Origin of the sequence: Enterobacter cloacae complex sp. SHL001 (assembly GCF_049236825.1) — a bacterium.
In the GTDB taxonomy this organism is placed as follows: domain Bacteria; phylum Pseudomonadota; class Gammaproteobacteria; order Enterobacterales; family Enterobacteriaceae; genus Enterobacter; species Enterobacter hormaechei_C.
Genome location: NZ_JBMKIP010000008.1, coordinates 107,797 through 124,396, shown reverse-complemented (window position 1 = coordinate 124,396; position 16,600 = coordinate 107,797). Strand labels below are relative to the sequence as shown.

Below are 16,600 nucleotides of genomic sequence, written 5' to 3'. Positions count from 1 at the left end.
ATTGACCGTCGACAAAGTGAGCTGTTATGACTGACAAAACCATTCCGTTTTCGGTGCTGGATCTGGCGCCGATCCCACAAGGCTCCTCGGCCAGAGAAGCCTTCACGCACTCTCTCGATCTTGCTCAGCTTGCCGAAAAGCGCGGCTATCACCGCTACTGGCTGGCGGAGCACCACAATATGGTGGGCATCGCCAGCGCCGCCACCTCGGTGCTGATTGGCTATCTGGCGGCGAATACCACCACTCTGCACCTGGGCTCCGGCGGCGTGATGCTGCCGAACCACGCCCCGCTGGTGATTGCCGAGCAGTTCGGGACGCTGAATACCCTTTATCCGGGCCGTATTGATCTAGGGCTTGGCCGCGCGCCGGGCAGCGACCAGCCGACCATGCGCGCCCTGCGTCGCCATATGAGCGGCGATATCGATAACTTCCCGCGCGATGTGGCCGAGCTGGTGGACTGGTTTGACGCGCGGGATCCGAACCCGCACGTGCGTCCTGTGCCGGGGTACGGGGAAAAGATCCCGGTATGGCTGTTAGGCTCAAGCCTGTACAGCGCGCAGCTCGCCGCTCAGCTGGGGCTGCCGTTCGCGTTCGCTTCCCACTTCGCACCGGATATGCTGCATCAGGCACTGCATCTTTATCGTACGCACTTCAAACCGTCTGAACGTCTGGAGAAGCCGTATGCGATGGTGTGTATCAATATCATTGCCGCCGACAGCAACCGCGACGCGGAATTCCTGTTTACCTCTATGCAGCAGGCGTTTGTGAAGCTGCGTCGCGGCGAGACGGGCCAGCTGCCGCCGCCGGTAGAGAATATACATCAGCTGTGGTCGGCCTCCGAGCAGTATGGCGTGCAGCAGGCTCTGAGTATGTCGCTGGTGGGTGATAAGGCGAAAGTGCGTCACGGGCTGGAGGCGGTGCTGCGTGAAACGCAGGCGGATGAGATTATGGTTAACGGCCAGATTTTCGATCACCAGGCGCGTCTGCATTCGTTTGATTTAGCGATGCAGGTGAAAGAGGAGTTGGTGGGGTAGTTTTTTGCTTTGCCCGGTGGCTTCGCTTACCGGGCCTACATTCTTTTCTCCCTCTCCCATGGGGAGAGGGCCGGGGTGAGGGGTTCAGACCGCACGTTTTACTGATACACAGGCAACAGATTAAAACTCGACAGCACGTGCACCACCGCGTTGCCGATACCAAATACCAGAATCAGCGCAATCATCGGTTTTCCGCCCCAGACGCGGAATTTCGGGCTGCCGAAGCGCTTACGTGATTTGCGCGCCAGCAGCGCCGGTACAATCGCCGCCCAGATGGTGGCCGCCAGTCCCGCATAGCCGATGGCGTACAAGAAACCGTTCGGCCACAGCAGGCCGCCCACAATCGGTGGCAGGAAGGTCAACAGCGCGGTTTTGAAGCGCCCCATCGCAGAGTCATCAAAACCAAACAGATCCGCCAGGTAGTCAAACAGGCCCAGCGTCACGCCGAGGAATGAGCTCGCCACCGCAAAGTTCGAGAAGACCACCAGAAGCAGATCCAGACTGCGGCTGTTCAGCACGCCGCTCAGCGCCTGTACCAGCACATCAATGTTACCGCCCTTCTGCGCAATGCCGATAAATTCCGGACGCGGGATGTTACCCATCGTCCCCAGCAGCCAGATCACATACAGCCCCAGCGCCAGCAGCGTGCCGTAAACCAGGCATTTCACGATGGTGCGCGGATCCTTGCCGTAGTATTTCATCAGGCTCGGTACGTTGCCGTGGTAGCCGAACGACGCCAGACAGAATGGCAGCGTCATCAGCAGGTACGGCGTGTAGGAGGTGTTCACTTCCGCAACGTTAAACAGCGTGGCCGGCGTGACGTGCCCCAGCAGGCTGCCGAAGGTCAGAAAGAAGGTGATGACCTTTGCGCCCAGCACGATCGCCGTCATGCGGCTGACCGCTTTGGTGCTCATCCAGACGATAAACGCCACGCCCAGCGCGAAGCAGAGACCCGCCAGACGCGCCGGAACGTTCAGCGACATCTCTGAGAAGGTGTGATGCAGAATCGACCCGCTCGCTGAAATGTACGCGTAGGTCAGGATATAGAGTACAAACGCGATGGACAGCCCGTTCACCAGGTTCCAGCCTTTGCCCAACAGATCCCGGGTGATGGTGTCGAAGCTGGAGCCAATGCGGTAGTTCAGGTTTGCTTCAAGGATCATCAGCCCGGAATGGAGCATGCAGAACCAGGTGAAAACCAGCGCCGCCAGCGACCAGAAGAACCACGCACCGGACATGACCACAGGCAGGGAAAACATCCCGGCACCAATGATGGTTCCGCCGATGATCACCACGCCGCCAAGCAGCGAAGGTGACGTTTGGGTGGTGGTTAGTGTTGCCATGCGGCCTTATCTCCAGTGAAAAATGTGGTTCTGCATTTTAGTGTGTTGCACTGTACCAGTACAAGAGTACAAAAGGAATAAAAAAAGCCCCGATAGCAACTATCGGGGCTGTATATTTTACTTTACGTTAGAAGCGAAAGGCTTACGCGTCACCGAAACGACGACGGCTGGCGCCTTCTTCACGGCGTGGACCACGGTTTTCGCGGCGCTCACCGGAGAAACGACGGCCTTCACCACCGCGTCCTTCGCTGCGACCGCCTTCACGACGCTCGCCACCGAAACCGCGACCACCGCCACGACGTTCGCCGCCACGGTCAGGACGTGGCTGTGCATCGCCCAGCAGCTGCATGTTCATCGGCTTGTTCAGGATACGGGTGCGAGTAAAGTGTTGCAGTACTTCGCCCGGCATGCCTTTTGGCAGCTCGATGGTGGAGTGGGAACCGAACAGCTTGATGTTACCGATGTAACGGCTGCTGATATCGCCTTCGTTAGCGATCGCGCCAACGATGTGACGAACTTCAACACCATCATCACGGCCCACTTCAATGCGATACAGTTCCATTTCGCCAGCGTCACGACGCTCGCGACGTGGACGGTCTTCACCACCACGCTCTGGACGGTCACCGCGTGGACCACGGTCGTTACGGTCGCCACGACGTTCGAAACGATCGTCACGGTCACGGAACTCACGCTTAGGACGCATCGGCGCATCAGGTGGCACGATCAGGCTACGTTCGCCCTGCGCCATTTTCAGCAGTGCTGCGGCCAGGGTTTCCATGTCCAGCTCTTCGCCTTCAGCGACAGGCTGGATCTGGGACAGCAGCGCACGGTACTGATCCAGATCGCTGCTTTCCAGCTGCTGCTGTACTTTCGCGGCGAATTTTTCCAGACGGCGTTTGCCCAGCAGTTCTGCGTTTGGCAGCTCGGCTTCTGGAATGGTCAGCTTCATGGTGCGTTCAATGTTACGCAGCAGACGACGCTCGCGGTTCTCAACGAACAGCAGCGCACGGCCTGCACGACCCGCACGACCGGTACGGCCGATACGGTGAACGTAAGACTCGGAGTCCATTGGGATATCGTAGTTTACAACCAGGCTGATACGCTCAACGTCCAGGCCACGTGCTGCCACGTCGGTTGCAATCAGGATATCCAGACGACCGTCTTTCAGACGCTCCAGAGTCTGCTCACGCAGGGCCTGGTTCATGTCGCCGTTCAGCGCTGCGCTGTTGTAGCCGCTACGCTCCAGGGCTTCAGCCACTTCCAGGGTCGCGTTTTTGGTACGAACGAAAATAATCGCCGCATCAAAATCTTCCGCTTCCAGGAAACGCACCAGCGCTTCGTTTTTGCGCATGCCGTATACAGACCAGTAGCTCTGGCTGATGTCCGGGCGAGTGGTCACGCTGGACTGAATACGCACTTCCTGCGGCTCTTTCATGAAGCGGCGGGTAATGCGACGGATCGCTTCTGGCATAGTTGCAGAGAACAGAGCGGTCTGATGACCTTCCGGGATCTGCGCCATGATGGTTTCTACGTCTTCGATGAAGCCCATACGCAGCATTTCATCGGCTTCGTCCAGTACCAGACCGCTCAGTTTAGAGAGGTCCAGGGTACCGCGCTTCAGGTGATCCAGCAGACGGCCCGGCGTACCGACAACAATCTGTGGACCCTGGCGCAGGGCGCGTAACTGCACGTCATAACGCTGGCCGCCGTACAGGGCTACCACGTTTACGCCGCGCATATGTTTAGAGAATTCCGTCATAGCTTCAGCAACCTGAACAGCCAGTTCACGGGTTGGAGCCAGGACGAGGATCTGCGGCGCGCGCAGGTCCGGATCAATGTTGTTCAGCAGCGGCAGCGAGAATGCTGCGGTTTTACCGCTACCAGTCTGGGCCATGCCCAGCACGTCACGACCAGAAAGCAGGTGTGGGATACACTCAGCCTGGATCGGAGATGGTTTTTCGTAACCCAGATCGTTAAGGGCTTCAAGGATAGGAGCCTTCAGGCCCAGATCTGCAAAAGTGGTTTCGAATTCAGCCATGTAGTACAAGTGCCTCGATATTAATGGCGGCCAGTCTACTTAGCTCATCGTGAAAATGATTAGCAATTTTCATTGAAAAGTGTGAACCGGCTCAAATTAGGTGTATTGACGAACAACAACGCCCTCACCAGTGAAGGTGATGGCAATCAAAAGATTACGGGCTGATGTTTATGTCGTCAGCTATTGCTGGTCCGATTCTGCCAGGTCGTCTTGCTCCTGGCCCAAGAGCGATAATTCCAACAATGCATAACGGTGCTCAACGAAGTTATGTACGTTGTTAGCAACCGCTAATTTGAACAGTGCCGTAGCGCTGTCCATATCCCCCAGACTTAGGTAGTACTTACCTAAATAGAAGTTGGTTTCACTGAGATGCTCAGCGAGCGAGGTGTTATCCGTTGCGTCCGCCTTGAGGCGTTCCATCAGCGTTGCTTCGCTAATGTTGCCCAGGTAGAACTCGACAATGTTCCATCCCCACTGTTCCTTGTCCGATTTCTCGAAGCGCTGTTTCAGTGCTTCTTTGGCCTGCTTCTCATCGAGCTTCTGCTCAACGATGTAAAGCCACAGGCTGCGGAAAGGATCATTAGGATCGTCTTGATAAAACGCCAGCAGATCATCTTGCGCTAACTTATCACGACCGCCGTAATACAATGCGATACCGCGATTCAAGTGCGCGTAGTTGTAAGTTGGATCAAGCTCAAGTACAGAATCAAACGCTTCATAGGCAGCATCAAAATTGCCTGCCTGCGTTAAATAAATGCCTAAGTAATTGAATACTTCAGGCATATCAGGTCGAATCGCCAGCGCTTGTGAAAAATCATTTCGCGCCAGTGCCCTCAGACCGAGACTATCATACAACACTCCGCGCTCATATAAAAGCTGTGCGCGTTCGTCATCGGTTAAAGCCCGACTGGCAAGTATTTGTTCCATGCGTGCCAGAATGACTTCCTGCTGCAAAGTCGGTTGCAATGGCACTGCGAGGACTTCGCTCTTACGCCAGGCAGAGTTGCTGCATCCTGCCAGCGTTAAAGCTGTCGCAACGAAACACCAGCGCAAAAAAGGCTTCATTTCCCACTCCCGAAGACAACTATTGATGAACGTCCTGTCCCCCGGCGGCTTAACAAGGCGTCCTGCCTGATAATAAGCCCTCCGCCTGCGCGGAGGGCAAATGGCAACCTTACTCGCCTTGCTGTTCAGCAGCCGGGGCTTCCGGTGCCGCAGCAGGCTGAGACTGCTCGGTTGCTTCTTTAATGCTCAGACGGATACGGCCCTGGCGGTCAACTTCCAGAACTTTCACCGGTACTTCCTGACCCATTTGCAGGTAATCGGTCACTTTCTCAACGCGCTTGTCAGCGATCTGAGAGATGTGTACCAGACCTTCTTTACCGCCACCGATGGCAACGAATGCGCCAAAGTCAACGATACGGGTCACTTTACCATTGTAGATACGGCCCACTTCGATTTCTGCCGTGATCTCTTCGATACGACGGATAGCGTATTTCGCTTTCTCGCCGTCGGTTGCTGCGATTTTCACAGTACCGTCATCTTCGATTTCGATGGTGGTGCCCGTTTCTTCGGTCAGTGCACGGATAACAGAACCGCCCTTACCGATAACATCTTTGATCTTGTCTGGATTGATCTTGATGGTGTGGATACGTGGAGCGAACTGAGAAATATCACCACGCGGCGCATTAATCGCCTGTTCCATCACGCCCAGGATGTGCAGACGCGCACCTTTAGCCTGGTTCAGAGCAACCTGCATGATCTCTTTGGTGATACCTTCAATTTTGATATCCATCTGCAAGGCAGAGATACCGTCACGGGAACCCGCTACTTTGAAGTCCATATCGCCCAGGTGGTCTTCGTCGCCCAGAATGTCAGACAGAACAACGTAGTTGTCGCCCTCTTTCACCAGACCCATTGCGATACCCGCAACGGCGGCTTTAATTGGCACGCCTGCATCCATCAGCGCCAGAGAGGCACCACACACGGAAGCCATAGAAGAGGAACCGTTGGATTCGGTGATTTCAGACACCACACGTACGGTGTACGGGAATTTGTCTGCTTCTGGCATCACTGCCAGCACGCCGCGCTTCGCCAGACGACCGTGACCAATTTCACGACGCTTCGGTGAGCCAACCATACCGGTTTCGCCCACAGAGTACGGAGGGAAGTTGTAGTGGAACAGGAAGCTGTCAGTACGCTCTCCCATCAGTTCGTCGATGATCTGTGCGTCACGTGCGGTACCCAGGGTCGCGGTTACCAGCGCCTGCGTTTCACCACGGGTGAACAGCGCAGAACCGTGAGTACGTGGCAGTACGCCAGTACGCACGTCCAGGCCACGGATCATGTCTTTTTCACGGCCATCGATACGCGGCTCGCCTGCCAGGACGCGGCTACGAACAACGTTTTTCTCGATGGCGTGCAGGATTTCGCCAATCTCGTTAGCGTCCAGCGTTTCGTCTTCGGCAACCAGGGTCGCGGTCACTTCAGATTTGATCACATCAACCTGAGCATAGCGCTCCTGTTTGTCGGTGATGCGGTATGCGTCGCTCAGACGAGATTCTGCCAGTGCAGCAACGCGTGCGTTCAGCGCCTCGTTCACCGCTTCTGGCTGCCAGTCCCAACGTGGTTTACCGGCTTCTTTCACCAGGTCGTTGATGTTCTGGATAACGATCTGCTGCTGCTCGTGGCCAAATACCACAGCGCCCAGCATCTGATCTTCGCTCAGCAGTTCAGCTTCGGATTCAACCATCAGAACCGCTGCTTCAGTACCGGCAACAACCAGGTCCAGCTTACTCTCTTTCAGCTCTTCCTGAGTTGGGTTCAGTACGTACTGGTCGTTGATGTAGCCAACGCGCGCGGAACCGATTGGGCCATTGAATGGAATACCAGACAGTGACAGGGCCGCAGATGCGCCGATCATAGCAACGATGTCCGGGTTAACCTGTGGGTTAACGGAAACAACGGTCGCAATAACCTGAACTTCGTTTACGAAGCCTTCCGGGAACAGCGGACGAACCGGGCGGTCAATCAGACGCGCGATCAGGGTTTCGCCTTCGCTTGGACGGCCTTCACGACGGAAGAAGCCACCCGGGATTTTACCGGCAGCGTAGGTACGCTCCTGGTAGTTAACGGTCAGAGGGAAGAAGTCCTGACCTGGTTTAGCTTTTTTCTGGCCAACTACGGTAACGAATACAGCGGTGTCATCCATGCTTACCATAACGGCAGCAGTAGCCTGACGCGCCATCATGCCGGTTTCCAGCGTGACGGTATGCTGACCATACTGGAATTTACGAACGATCGGATTCAGCAAAATTCTGTCCTTTCTTAAATGTTTGAAAGCACACCTCAGGTGTGCTGACGATTTAACCCGACCTTCTTCGCATCCTCGCGACTAATGACAACCGACACCCCCATGGGTGAAGCCTCTCATTAGCCGCGCGAACCTCTGCAATGAAGATCATTTATAGCAACAATACAATAGTTTCCATTGAATTGCTGCCGTCTGGTTGAAAAAAGGGGCCATCAGGCCCCCTTTTCTGAAACTCGCAAGAATTAGCGACGCAGGCCCAGACGCTCGATCAGCGCGGTGTAGCGTGCAACATCTTTACGCTTCAGGTAGTCGAGCAGTTTACGACGCTGAGAAACCATACGCAGCAGACCACGACGGCTGTGGTGATCTTTTTTGTGCTCTGCAAAGTGACCTTGCAGGTGGTTAATCTGTGCAGTCAGCAGTGCAACCTGAACTTCGGTAGAACCGCTGTCGTTAGTACCACGACCAAACTCAGAAACGATTTTAGCTTTAGCTTCAACGCTTAGAGACATTTTCAAACTCCAAAGTATAAAGAATGTAAGGATGCCGATCTCTAATTCAGCTATCCCATGTACGCCCCGCAGATTGTTAAACAATTTACCAGGCGTTAAGCGGCGATATTCTACTCGTCTCCCCTGCTTATCGCAAGGTGAGGCGTTATCACCGTCACGCTTCGACCGGATATTCGACGACCAGACGACGCGGCGCCACACGCCCTTCGCCGTCCATTTCGCCCATACCGATGAATTTCCCTTCGTCACCTTCCGTCACGCGTACCAGGCCCTCAAGCGGCGCCCCCGATGTGCGAACCGGGTTTCCGTTCTTAAAGTAAACGGACGATGTTAAAGGAAGATTAACAACCGGGAAGTCCACTGCCGGACTGTCCATTGGCATCAGCAGCGGGTCCAGCAGATCGGCAGGCGCAACGCCCTGCGCTTGCGCCTGCTCAACCAGGGCGTGCAGATGCTCAAGCGTCACCATGCGTTCGACCGGATATTTGCTGACCGCCAGACGACGCAGATAAATCACATGCGCGCCGCAGCCCAGCTTTTCACCGAGGTCATCAATGATGGTGCGGATATAGGTCCCTTTCGAACAGTGTACTTCCAGCTCGAGTTCATCACCTTCGTGGCGAATGAACAGCAACTCATACACGGTAATCGGACGAGCTTCACGCGGAACCTCAATGCCCTGACGCGCATATTCGTAGAGCTTTTTGCCCTGATATTTCAGCGCCGAATACATCGACGGCACCTGTAGCGTATCACCACGGAAGCTGTCCAGCGCCGCATCAAGTTGCTCCGCGCTGAAGGTCACTGGGCGCTCTTCCACCACCAGGCCATCTGCATCGGAGGTATCCGTGCGCTGGCCCAGTTTGGCAATCACGCGGTAGCGCTTATCCGAATCCAGCAGGTACTGGGAAAACTTTGTCGCTTCCCCCAGGCAGATCGGCAGCATGCCGGTTGCCAGCGGATCCAGCGCGCCAGTGTGCCCTGCACGGTTGGCGTTATAAATACGCTTCACTTTTTGCAGCACGTCGTTGCTGGATGCGCCCTGTGGTTTATCCAGCAACAGCACGCCATGCACGTCACGACCGCGACGACGAGGACGACTCATCAGTCCTCCTTGCTGTCGTCCGCCGGGTTAACACGACGCTCATCGTCATGTTTCACCACGCTGGTCACCAGGTTGGACATACGCATACCTTCAACCAGCGAGTTGTCGTAGAAGAAGGTCAGCTCTGGCACGATACGCAGGCGCATTGCTTTGCCAAGCAGAGAGCGGATGAAACCAGAGGCTTCCTGCAACGCTTTAATGCCGTTCTTCACGGCGTCTTCATCCTGGTCATTCAGGAAAGTAACAAACACTTTGGCGTACGCCAGGTCGCGGGACATTTCCACGCCAGACACGGTGGTCATCATACCCACGCGTGGATCTTTGATTTCACGTTGCAGAATGAGAGCGATCTCTTTCTGCATCTCCTGCGCGACGCGCTGTGGGCGACCAAATTCTTTCGCCATAATAAATTCTCCAGACAAAAAAGGGGCTTAAGCCCCTTTTTAAAATTACTGCCGGGTGGCGCTTCGCTTACCCGGCCTACGCTAATTAATCTTCAGTTGACGAAGATTACGCGATGGTACGCTGAATTTCGATGATCTCGAACACTTCGATCATATCGCCAACGCGAACGTCGTTGTAGTTCTTCACGCCGATACCACATTCCATGCCGTTACGGACTTCGTTAACGTCATCTTTGAAGCGGCGCAGGGATTCCAGCTCACCTTCGTAGATAACCACGTTGTCACGCAGTACGCGGATTGGGTTGTGACGCTTGATGGTCCCTTCGGTAACCATACAGCCCGCGATCGCACCGAATTTCGGTGATTTGAACACGTCACGTACTTCAGCCAGACCGATGATCTGCTGTTTCAGCTCAGGAGACAGCATGCCGCTCATCGCTGCTTTCACTTCGTCAATCAGGTTATAGATGACGGAGTAGTAACGCAGATCCAGGCTTTCAGCATCAATCACTTTACGCGCAGATGCGTCAGCACGAACGTTGAAGCCAACCAGGATCGCGTTGGACGCTGCTGCCAGGGTTGCGTCGGTTTCGGTGATACCACCTACGCCAGAACCGATGATCTTCACTTTCACTTCGTCGGTAGACAGTTTCAGCAAGGAGTCGGAGATCGCTTCCACAGAACCCTGAACGTCCGCTTTCAGAACGATGTTCACTTCGTGAACTTCGCCTTCGGTCATGTTGGCGAACATGTTCTCGAGTTTAGATTTCTGCTGACGAGCCAGCTTCACTTCACGGAATTTACCCTGACGATACAGAGCGACTTCACGCGCTTTCTTCTCGTCACGTACCACGGTGACTTCGTCACCGGCAGCCGGAACACCGGACAGGCCGAGAATTTCCACTGGAATGGACGGACCCGCTTCCAGCACTTCCTGACCCAGTTCGTTACGCATCGCACGAACGCGACCGTATTCGAAACCACACAGAACGATGTCGCCCTTGTGCAGAGTACCTTCGCGAACCAGAACGGTTGCAACCGGACCACGACCTTTATCCAGGAAGGATTCGATTACCGCGCCGCTCGCCATACCTTTACGAACCGCTTTCAGCTCCAGAACTTCAGCCTGAAGCAGGATAGCGTTCAGCAGGTCGTCGATACCGGTACCTGCTTTTGCTGATACAGGGATGAACTGCGCTTCACCGCCCCACTCTTCCGGCATAACGCCGTACTGGGACAGTTCGTTCTTCACGCGATCCATATCGGCTTCTGGCTTATCGATTTTGTTAACTGCGACAACCAGAGGCACCTGCGCCGCTTTCGCGTGCTGGATAGCTTCAATGGTCTGTGGCATCACGCCATCGTCGGCAGCAACAACCAGAACAACGATATCCGTTGCCTGAGCACCACGAGCACGCATTGAGGTAAACGCTGCGTGGCCTGGGGTATCCAGGAAGGTGATCATGCCGTTTTCGGTTTCTACGTGGTAAGCACCGATGTGCTGGGTAATACCACCCGCTTCGCCGGAGGCAACCTTAGTAGAACGAATGTAGTCAAGCAGAGAGGTTTTACCGTGGTCAACGTGACCCATGATGGTCACGACCGGTGCGCGCGGTTCAGCCGCTGCGCCCGTATCACGGTCGCTCATTACTGCTTCTTCCAGCTCGTTTTCACGACGCAGGATAACTTTGTGGCCCATCTCTTCGGCAACCAGCTGTGCGGTTTCCTGGTCGATGACCTGGTTGATGGTGGCCATTGCGCCCAGTTTCATCATCGCTTTGATGACCTGAGAGCCTTTCACCGCCATCTTGTTAGCCAGTTCGCCAACGGTGATGGTTTCGCCGATCACAACGTCACGGTTAACGGCCTGAGCAGGCTTCTGGAAGCCCTGCTGGAGAGCGGAACCTTTACGCTTGCCGCCTTTACCGCCGCGAACCGCTGCACGCGCTTCTTCACGGTCAGCTTTTGATTCAGCGTGTTTGTTACCTTTTTTCGCAGGACGCGCAGCTTTTGCACTGCGAGTACGGCCACGACCACCTTCAACTTCGCGGTCGTTGTCGTCTTCTGCCTGACGCGCATGCTGAGACGTGGTGACGTGATAATCGCTGGTATCTTCAGTTGGTTCAGCGGTATTCACACCGTTCTTCTCGTTTTCTTCTGCCATGCGACGCGCTTCTTCGGCGACGCGGCGAGCTTCTTCTTCAAGCTTGCGGCGGGCTTCTTCTTCCGCTTTACGCTTCAGCTCGGCAGCTTCATTTTCACGGCGGGCTTTTTCAGCCTGGGCAGTTTTGGTCATTTCGTCAGTCTGTTGATTGCTCACTTTGTCTTTTTCCGCAGCGTCACGCTTCGCTTTTTCACCGGCGTCGCGTTTCGCTTTTTCTGCGGCCTCACGTTCAGCTTTTAATTCTGCTTCACGTTTGGCAGTGGCTTCTGCCTCACGCTGAGCTTGTTCTTCCGCTTCACGCTGTGCCTGCTCTTCCGCGGCAAGGCGTTCTGCCTCTTGCGGATCACGTTTTACAAAGGTGCGCGTCTTGCGGACTTCAATTTGTACCGACTTGCTTTTGCCACCGGTACCAGGGATGTTCAACGTGCTACGCGTTTTACGCTGTAGCGTTAACTTGTCAGGCGTAGAGCCGTGTTCACGGTTCAGGTGCGCTAACAAGGTTTGTTTTTCTTGCGCGGTCACCGAGTCATCAGCGGACTTCGGGATCCCTGCATCAGCAAATTGCTGTACCAGGCGGTCCACGGAGGTCTGAATCTCAGCAGCCAGCGATTTTACAGTTACATCAGTCATGCTGTTCCTTCCTGCTACAGTTTATTACGCTTCGTCGCCGAACCAGCAAATATTACGTGCGGCCATGATGAGTTCGCCGGCTTTCTCGTCGGTTAAACCTTCGATATCGGCCAGGTCATCAACGCCTTGCTCAGCGAGATCTTCCAGCGTACAAACACCACGGGCAGCCAGCTTGAACGCAATCGCACGATCAAGACCTTCCAGATTCAGCAGGTCATCAGCCGGCTTCTTATCGCCAAGGCTTTCTTCCTGAGCCAGCGCCAGGGTGGTCAGTGCGTTTTTAGCGCGTTCACGCAGGGCTTCAACGGTTGGTTCATCCAGACCGTCAATTTCCAGCAGCTCTTTCATTGGCACGTAGGCCAGTTCTTCCAGCGTAGAGAAACCTTCTTCAACCAGCACAGTGGCGAAGTCTTCGTCAATGTCCAGGTATTTGGTGAAGGTATCGATCGCCGCGTGGGCTTCAGCCTGATGCTTGGCCTGAAGGTCATCAACGGTCATCACGTTGAGTTCCCAGCCGCTCAGCTGTGACGCCAGACGTACGTTCTGACCGTTACGGCCAATCGCCTGCGCCAGGTTGCCCGCTTCTACAGCGATATCCATGGTGTGTTTGTCTTCGTCAACAACGATAGACGCCACATCAGCCGGTGCCATTGCGTTGATCACGAACTGCGCCGGGTTATCGTCCCACAGAACGATATCAATGCGCTCGCCGCCCAGTTCGGTAGAAACCGCCTGAACACGTGCGCCACGCATACCGACGCAAGCACCGACCGGGTCGATACGCTTGTCGTTGGTTTTCACCGCGATTTTCGCACGGGAACCCGGATCGCGAGCCGCCGCTTTGATCTCGATAACTTCTTCGCCGATTTCCGGCACTTCGATACGGAACAGTTCAACCAGCATTTCTGGTTTAGAACGCGTCACAAACAGCTGTGCACCACGCGCTTCAGGACGTACGGCATACAGCACACCACGAATACGGTCGCCTGGGCGGAAGTTTTCACGCGGCAGCATGTCTTCACGCAGGATCACGGCTTCAGCGTTACCCGGCAGCCCTTCGGATTTGATCTCCAGAGAGATGTTGTCGCGGTTCACTTTCTTCACCACGCCAGTGATGATTTCGCCTTCCTGATCGCGGAACTGATCGACAACCAGCGCGCGCTCGGCTTCGCGCACTTTCTGCACGATAACCTGCTTCGCGGTCTGGGTGGTGATACGGTCGAAGGTAACAGATTCAATCTGATCTTCAACGTAGTCACCCACGTTCAGACTTTCGTCTTCAAAACGTGCCGCTTCCAGGGTGATCTCTTTGGTCGGTTGGGTCACTTCTTCAACGATTACCCAACGACGGAATGTATCGAAGTCACCGCTTTTACGATCGATTTCTACGCGAACATCGATCTCTTGTTCGTATTTTTTCTTGGTTGCTGTAGCCAGTGCACTTTCCAGCGCTTCGAAAATCTTCTCACGCGGCAGTGATTTCTCGTTGGAGACGGCTTCAACAACAGCCAAAATTTCTTTGTTCATCGCGGGCTTTTCACCTCAATCCAGACTGTTAAAAGTGGGGAACCAGGTTCGCCTTCTGGATATTACTCAGCGCGAACACTTCATCTTTGCCTTCGACTGTCACCGTGATCATTTCACCATCAACGGCTTTGATAATTCCCTGCCATTTACGGCGGTTCTGTACGGCCATACGCAGAACGAGAGCCACTTCTTCACCGGTAAAGCGCACGTAGTGCTCGGCCGTGAACATCGGACGATCGAGGCCAGGTGAGGAAACTTCCAGGTTGTACGCAACGGTAATCGGATCTTCAACATCAAGAACCGCACTCACCTGGTGGCTGACATCAGCACAATCATCAACATTGATGCCATCTTCACTATCAATATAGATGCGCAGTGTGGATGTACGGCCGCGAACGAATTCGATGCCGACCAGTTCGTAGCCCAGTGCTTCGACCGGCGCAGTAATCATCTCTGTTAATTTTTGCTCTAATGTGGACAAGCCCACCCCCAAGACATAAAAAAAGGGCGTAAAGCCCAGTTATTCTGTAGTCAGATAACAAAAAACCCCGATAAATCGGGGCTTTAGATAACTGAACCCTATAGCCACAACTGTGGCCTGGAGCACTCTCCGAAAGCATTTTTTCAAATCCAGCTACGAAGGCTCTAAGTCTTCACAGTATATTTGAAAAAGAACTTTATGGGAAAGTGGTTGCGGGGGCCGGATTTGAACCGACGACCTTCGGGTTATGAGCCCGACGAGCTACCAGGCTGCTCCACCCCGCGCCTGAAACGTGGCAAATTCTACGCGTTTTGGACAGAATTTGCAAATAATGCTGGGATTTGGTACCGAAGACGGGACGTAAAATCGGCGTTCAGTATATTGATAGTTGACCCCACCTGTCAACCCAACTTCAGCCAGGGCAATAAAAGGGAAATTTTTACAAAAAACGCACACGTCTCTTTCGGTCGTCGATAAAAGATGATTAAATGAATACTCACTTATTTTGCATAAACATGCATCGAGAGCGAAAGCGGTCTCTAATCAGTCAATCAAGCAGGGTTTTATTATATGACGACGATTCTCAAGCATCTCCCGGTAGGACAACGTATTGGCATCGCTTTTTCTGGCGGCCTGGATACCAGCGCTGCACTGCTGTGGATGCGCCAGAAGGGAGCGGTTCCTTATGCATATACTGCGAACCTGGGTCAGCCGGACGAGGAAGATTATGACGCGATCCCTCGTCGTGCCATGGAATATGGCGCAGAGAACGCACGTCTGATCGACTGCCGTAAGCAGCTGGTTGCCGAAGGGATTGCCGCAATCCAGTGCGGTGCTTTCCATAATACGACCGGCGGCCTGACCTATTTCAATACCACCCCGCTGGGTCGTGCCGTCACCGGCACTATGCTGGTTGCCGCCATGAAAGAAGATGGCGTGAACATCTGGGGGGACGGTAGCACCTATAAAGGCAACGATATTGAACGTTTCTATCGTTATGGCCTGCTGACCAACGCCGAGTTGCAGATCTACAAACCGTGGCTGGATACCGACTTCATCGACGAGCTGGGTGGCCGTCATGAAATGTCTGAGTTTATGATTGCCTGCGGCTTTGACTACAAGATGTCCGTTGAGAAAGCCTACTCAACCGACTCCAACATGCTGGGTGCGACGCACGAAGCGAAAGACCTGGAATTCCTGAACTCCAGCGTAAAAATTGTTAACCCGATCATGGGCGTGAAGTTCTGGGATGAGAACGTGAAGATCCCGGCGGAAGAAGTGACCGTGCGTTTCGAACGTGGTCATCCGGTTGCCCTGAACGGTAAAACCTTCTCCGACGATGTTGAACTGATGCTGGAAGCAAACCGCATCGGCGGTCGTCACGGTCTGGGTATGAGCGATCAGATCGAAAACCGTATCATCGAAGCGAAAAGCCGTGGCATTTACGAAGCGCCGGGGATGGCGCTGCTGCACATCGCTTACGAGCGTCTGCTGACCGGTATTCACAACGAAGACACCATCGAGCAGTATCACTCTCATGGCCGTCAGCTGGGCAAACTGCTGTATCAGGGTCGCTGGTTTGATCCACAGGCGCTGATGCTGCGTGACGCCCTGCAACGTTGGGTGGCAAGCGCAATCACCGGCGAAGTGACGCTGGAACTGCGTCGCGGCAATGATTACTCCATCCTCAATACCGTGTCTGACAACCTGACCTATAAAGCAGAGCGTCTGACCATGGAGAAAGGTGAGTCAGTGTTCTCTCCGGACGATCGTATTGGCCAGCTGACCATGCGTAACCTGGACATCACCGATACCCGTGAGAAGCTGTTCAACTATGTTGAGAATGGCCTGCTCTCCGCCAGTTCCGGTAATGGCCTCCCTCAGGTTGAGAACCTGGAACACAGCGATAAGAAATAATCGACAGCAAGTCATGCAAAAGGCGCCCATTGGGCGCCTTTTTTATGCTCTTCGTAGGCCCGGTAAGCGCAGCGCCACCGGGCAAAACGGCGGGTGGCGCTGCGCTTACCCGCCCTACAAAAGATCGGATAC

The 16,600-nt window shown here is 54.5% G+C and carries 13 protein-coding genes and 1 tRNA gene; 2 read left to right on the top strand and 12 right to left on the bottom strand.

The features are described 5' to 3' along the window. Nucleotides 1-26 precede the first annotated feature (26 nt). Nucleotides 27-1,034: a luciferase-like monooxygenase gene (locus ACOTYH_RS19115; protein WP_017382451.1), complete on the top strand. Its 1,008-nt coding sequence runs from the start codon at nucleotides 27-29 to the stop codon at nucleotides 1,032-1,034. A 98-nt stretch (nucleotides 1,035-1,132) separates the two neighbouring features. Here ACOTYH_RS19115 and mtr read toward each other — a convergent pair whose 3' ends face one another. The 12 genes from mtr to ACOTYH_RS19055 form a co-directional block, all read right to left on the bottom strand. Further along, on the bottom strand, nucleotides 1,133-2,377 hold the full coding sequence (gene mtr / locus ACOTYH_RS19110; protein ID WP_006812114.1) for a tryptophan permease: 1,245 nt from the start codon (nucleotides 2,375-2,377) through the stop codon (nucleotides 1,133-1,135). Between the two features lie 142 nt (nucleotides 2,378-2,519). Continuing rightward, nucleotides 2,520-4,415: a DEAD/DEAH family ATP-dependent RNA helicase gene (locus ACOTYH_RS19105; protein WP_003861780.1), complete on the bottom strand. Its 1,896-nt coding sequence runs from the start codon at nucleotides 4,413-4,415 to the stop codon at nucleotides 2,520-2,522. Further along, nucleotides 4,408-4,488, bottom strand: coding sequence for a protein YrbN (yrbN, locus tag ACOTYH_RS19100; RefSeq protein WP_097397692.1), 81 nt, complete (start codon nucleotides 4,486-4,488; stop codon nucleotides 4,408-4,410). The genes ACOTYH_RS19105 and yrbN overlap by 8 nt, the downstream gene beginning before the upstream one ends. Nucleotides 4,489-4,595: 107 nt before the next feature. Beyond that, a complete protein-coding gene (nlpI, locus tag ACOTYH_RS19095) occupies nucleotides 4,596-5,480 on the bottom strand; it encodes a lipoprotein NlpI (RefSeq protein ID WP_003861782.1) in 885 nt (294 codons plus the stop codon). Nucleotides 5,481-5,589: 109 nt separating this feature from the next. Then, entirely contained in the window at nucleotides 5,590-7,728 is a 2,139-nt protein-coding gene (gene pnp / locus ACOTYH_RS19090) for a polyribonucleotide nucleotidyltransferase (protein ID WP_017693919.1), read from the bottom strand. 242 nt (nucleotides 7,729-7,970) lie between these two features. Continuing rightward, nucleotides 7,971-8,240 (bottom strand): 30S ribosomal protein S15, encoded by a 270-nt coding sequence (gene rpsO / locus ACOTYH_RS19085; RefSeq protein ID WP_003861789.1) that lies wholly within the window; start codon nucleotides 8,238-8,240, stop codon nucleotides 7,971-7,973. Nucleotides 8,241-8,394: 154 nt separating this feature from the next. Next, entirely contained in the window at nucleotides 8,395-9,345 is a 951-nt protein-coding gene (gene truB / locus ACOTYH_RS19080) for a tRNA pseudouridine(55) synthase TruB (protein ID WP_017693918.1), read from the bottom strand. Continuing rightward, nucleotides 9,345-9,749, bottom strand: coding sequence for a 30S ribosome-binding factor RbfA (gene rbfA / locus ACOTYH_RS19075; protein WP_003861793.1), 405 nt, complete (start codon nucleotides 9,747-9,749; stop codon nucleotides 9,345-9,347). Before rbfA ends, truB begins: the two co-directional genes overlap by 1 nt. A 106-nt stretch (nucleotides 9,750-9,855) precedes the next feature. Further along, nucleotides 9,856-12,543: a translation initiation factor IF-2 gene (gene infB, locus ACOTYH_RS19070; RefSeq protein WP_006812117.1), complete on the bottom strand. Its 2,688-nt coding sequence runs from the start codon at nucleotides 12,541-12,543 to the stop codon at nucleotides 9,856-9,858. Nucleotides 12,544-12,567: 24 nt separating this feature from the next. Then, entirely contained in the window at nucleotides 12,568-14,070 is a 1,503-nt protein-coding gene (nusA, locus tag ACOTYH_RS19065) for a transcription termination factor NusA (protein WP_003861798.1), read from the bottom strand. 28 nt (nucleotides 14,071-14,098) lie between these two features. Continuing rightward, nucleotides 14,099-14,551, bottom strand: coding sequence for a ribosome maturation factor RimP (rimP, locus tag ACOTYH_RS19060; RefSeq protein WP_014833432.1), 453 nt, complete (start codon nucleotides 14,549-14,551; stop codon nucleotides 14,099-14,101). A gap of 207 nt (nucleotides 14,552-14,758) precedes the next feature. Continuing rightward, nucleotides 14,759-14,835: transfer RNA gene (locus tag ACOTYH_RS19055), tRNA-Met, on the bottom strand. A 286-nt stretch (nucleotides 14,836-15,121) separates the two neighbouring features. On the opposite strand from ACOTYH_RS19055, the gene argG reads away from it, so the two are divergent. After that, on the top strand, nucleotides 15,122-16,468 hold the full coding sequence (gene argG, locus ACOTYH_RS19050; protein ID WP_015571974.1) for an argininosuccinate synthase: 1,347 nt from the start codon (nucleotides 15,122-15,124) through the stop codon (nucleotides 16,466-16,468). Nucleotides 16,469-16,600: the final 132 nt, after the last annotated feature.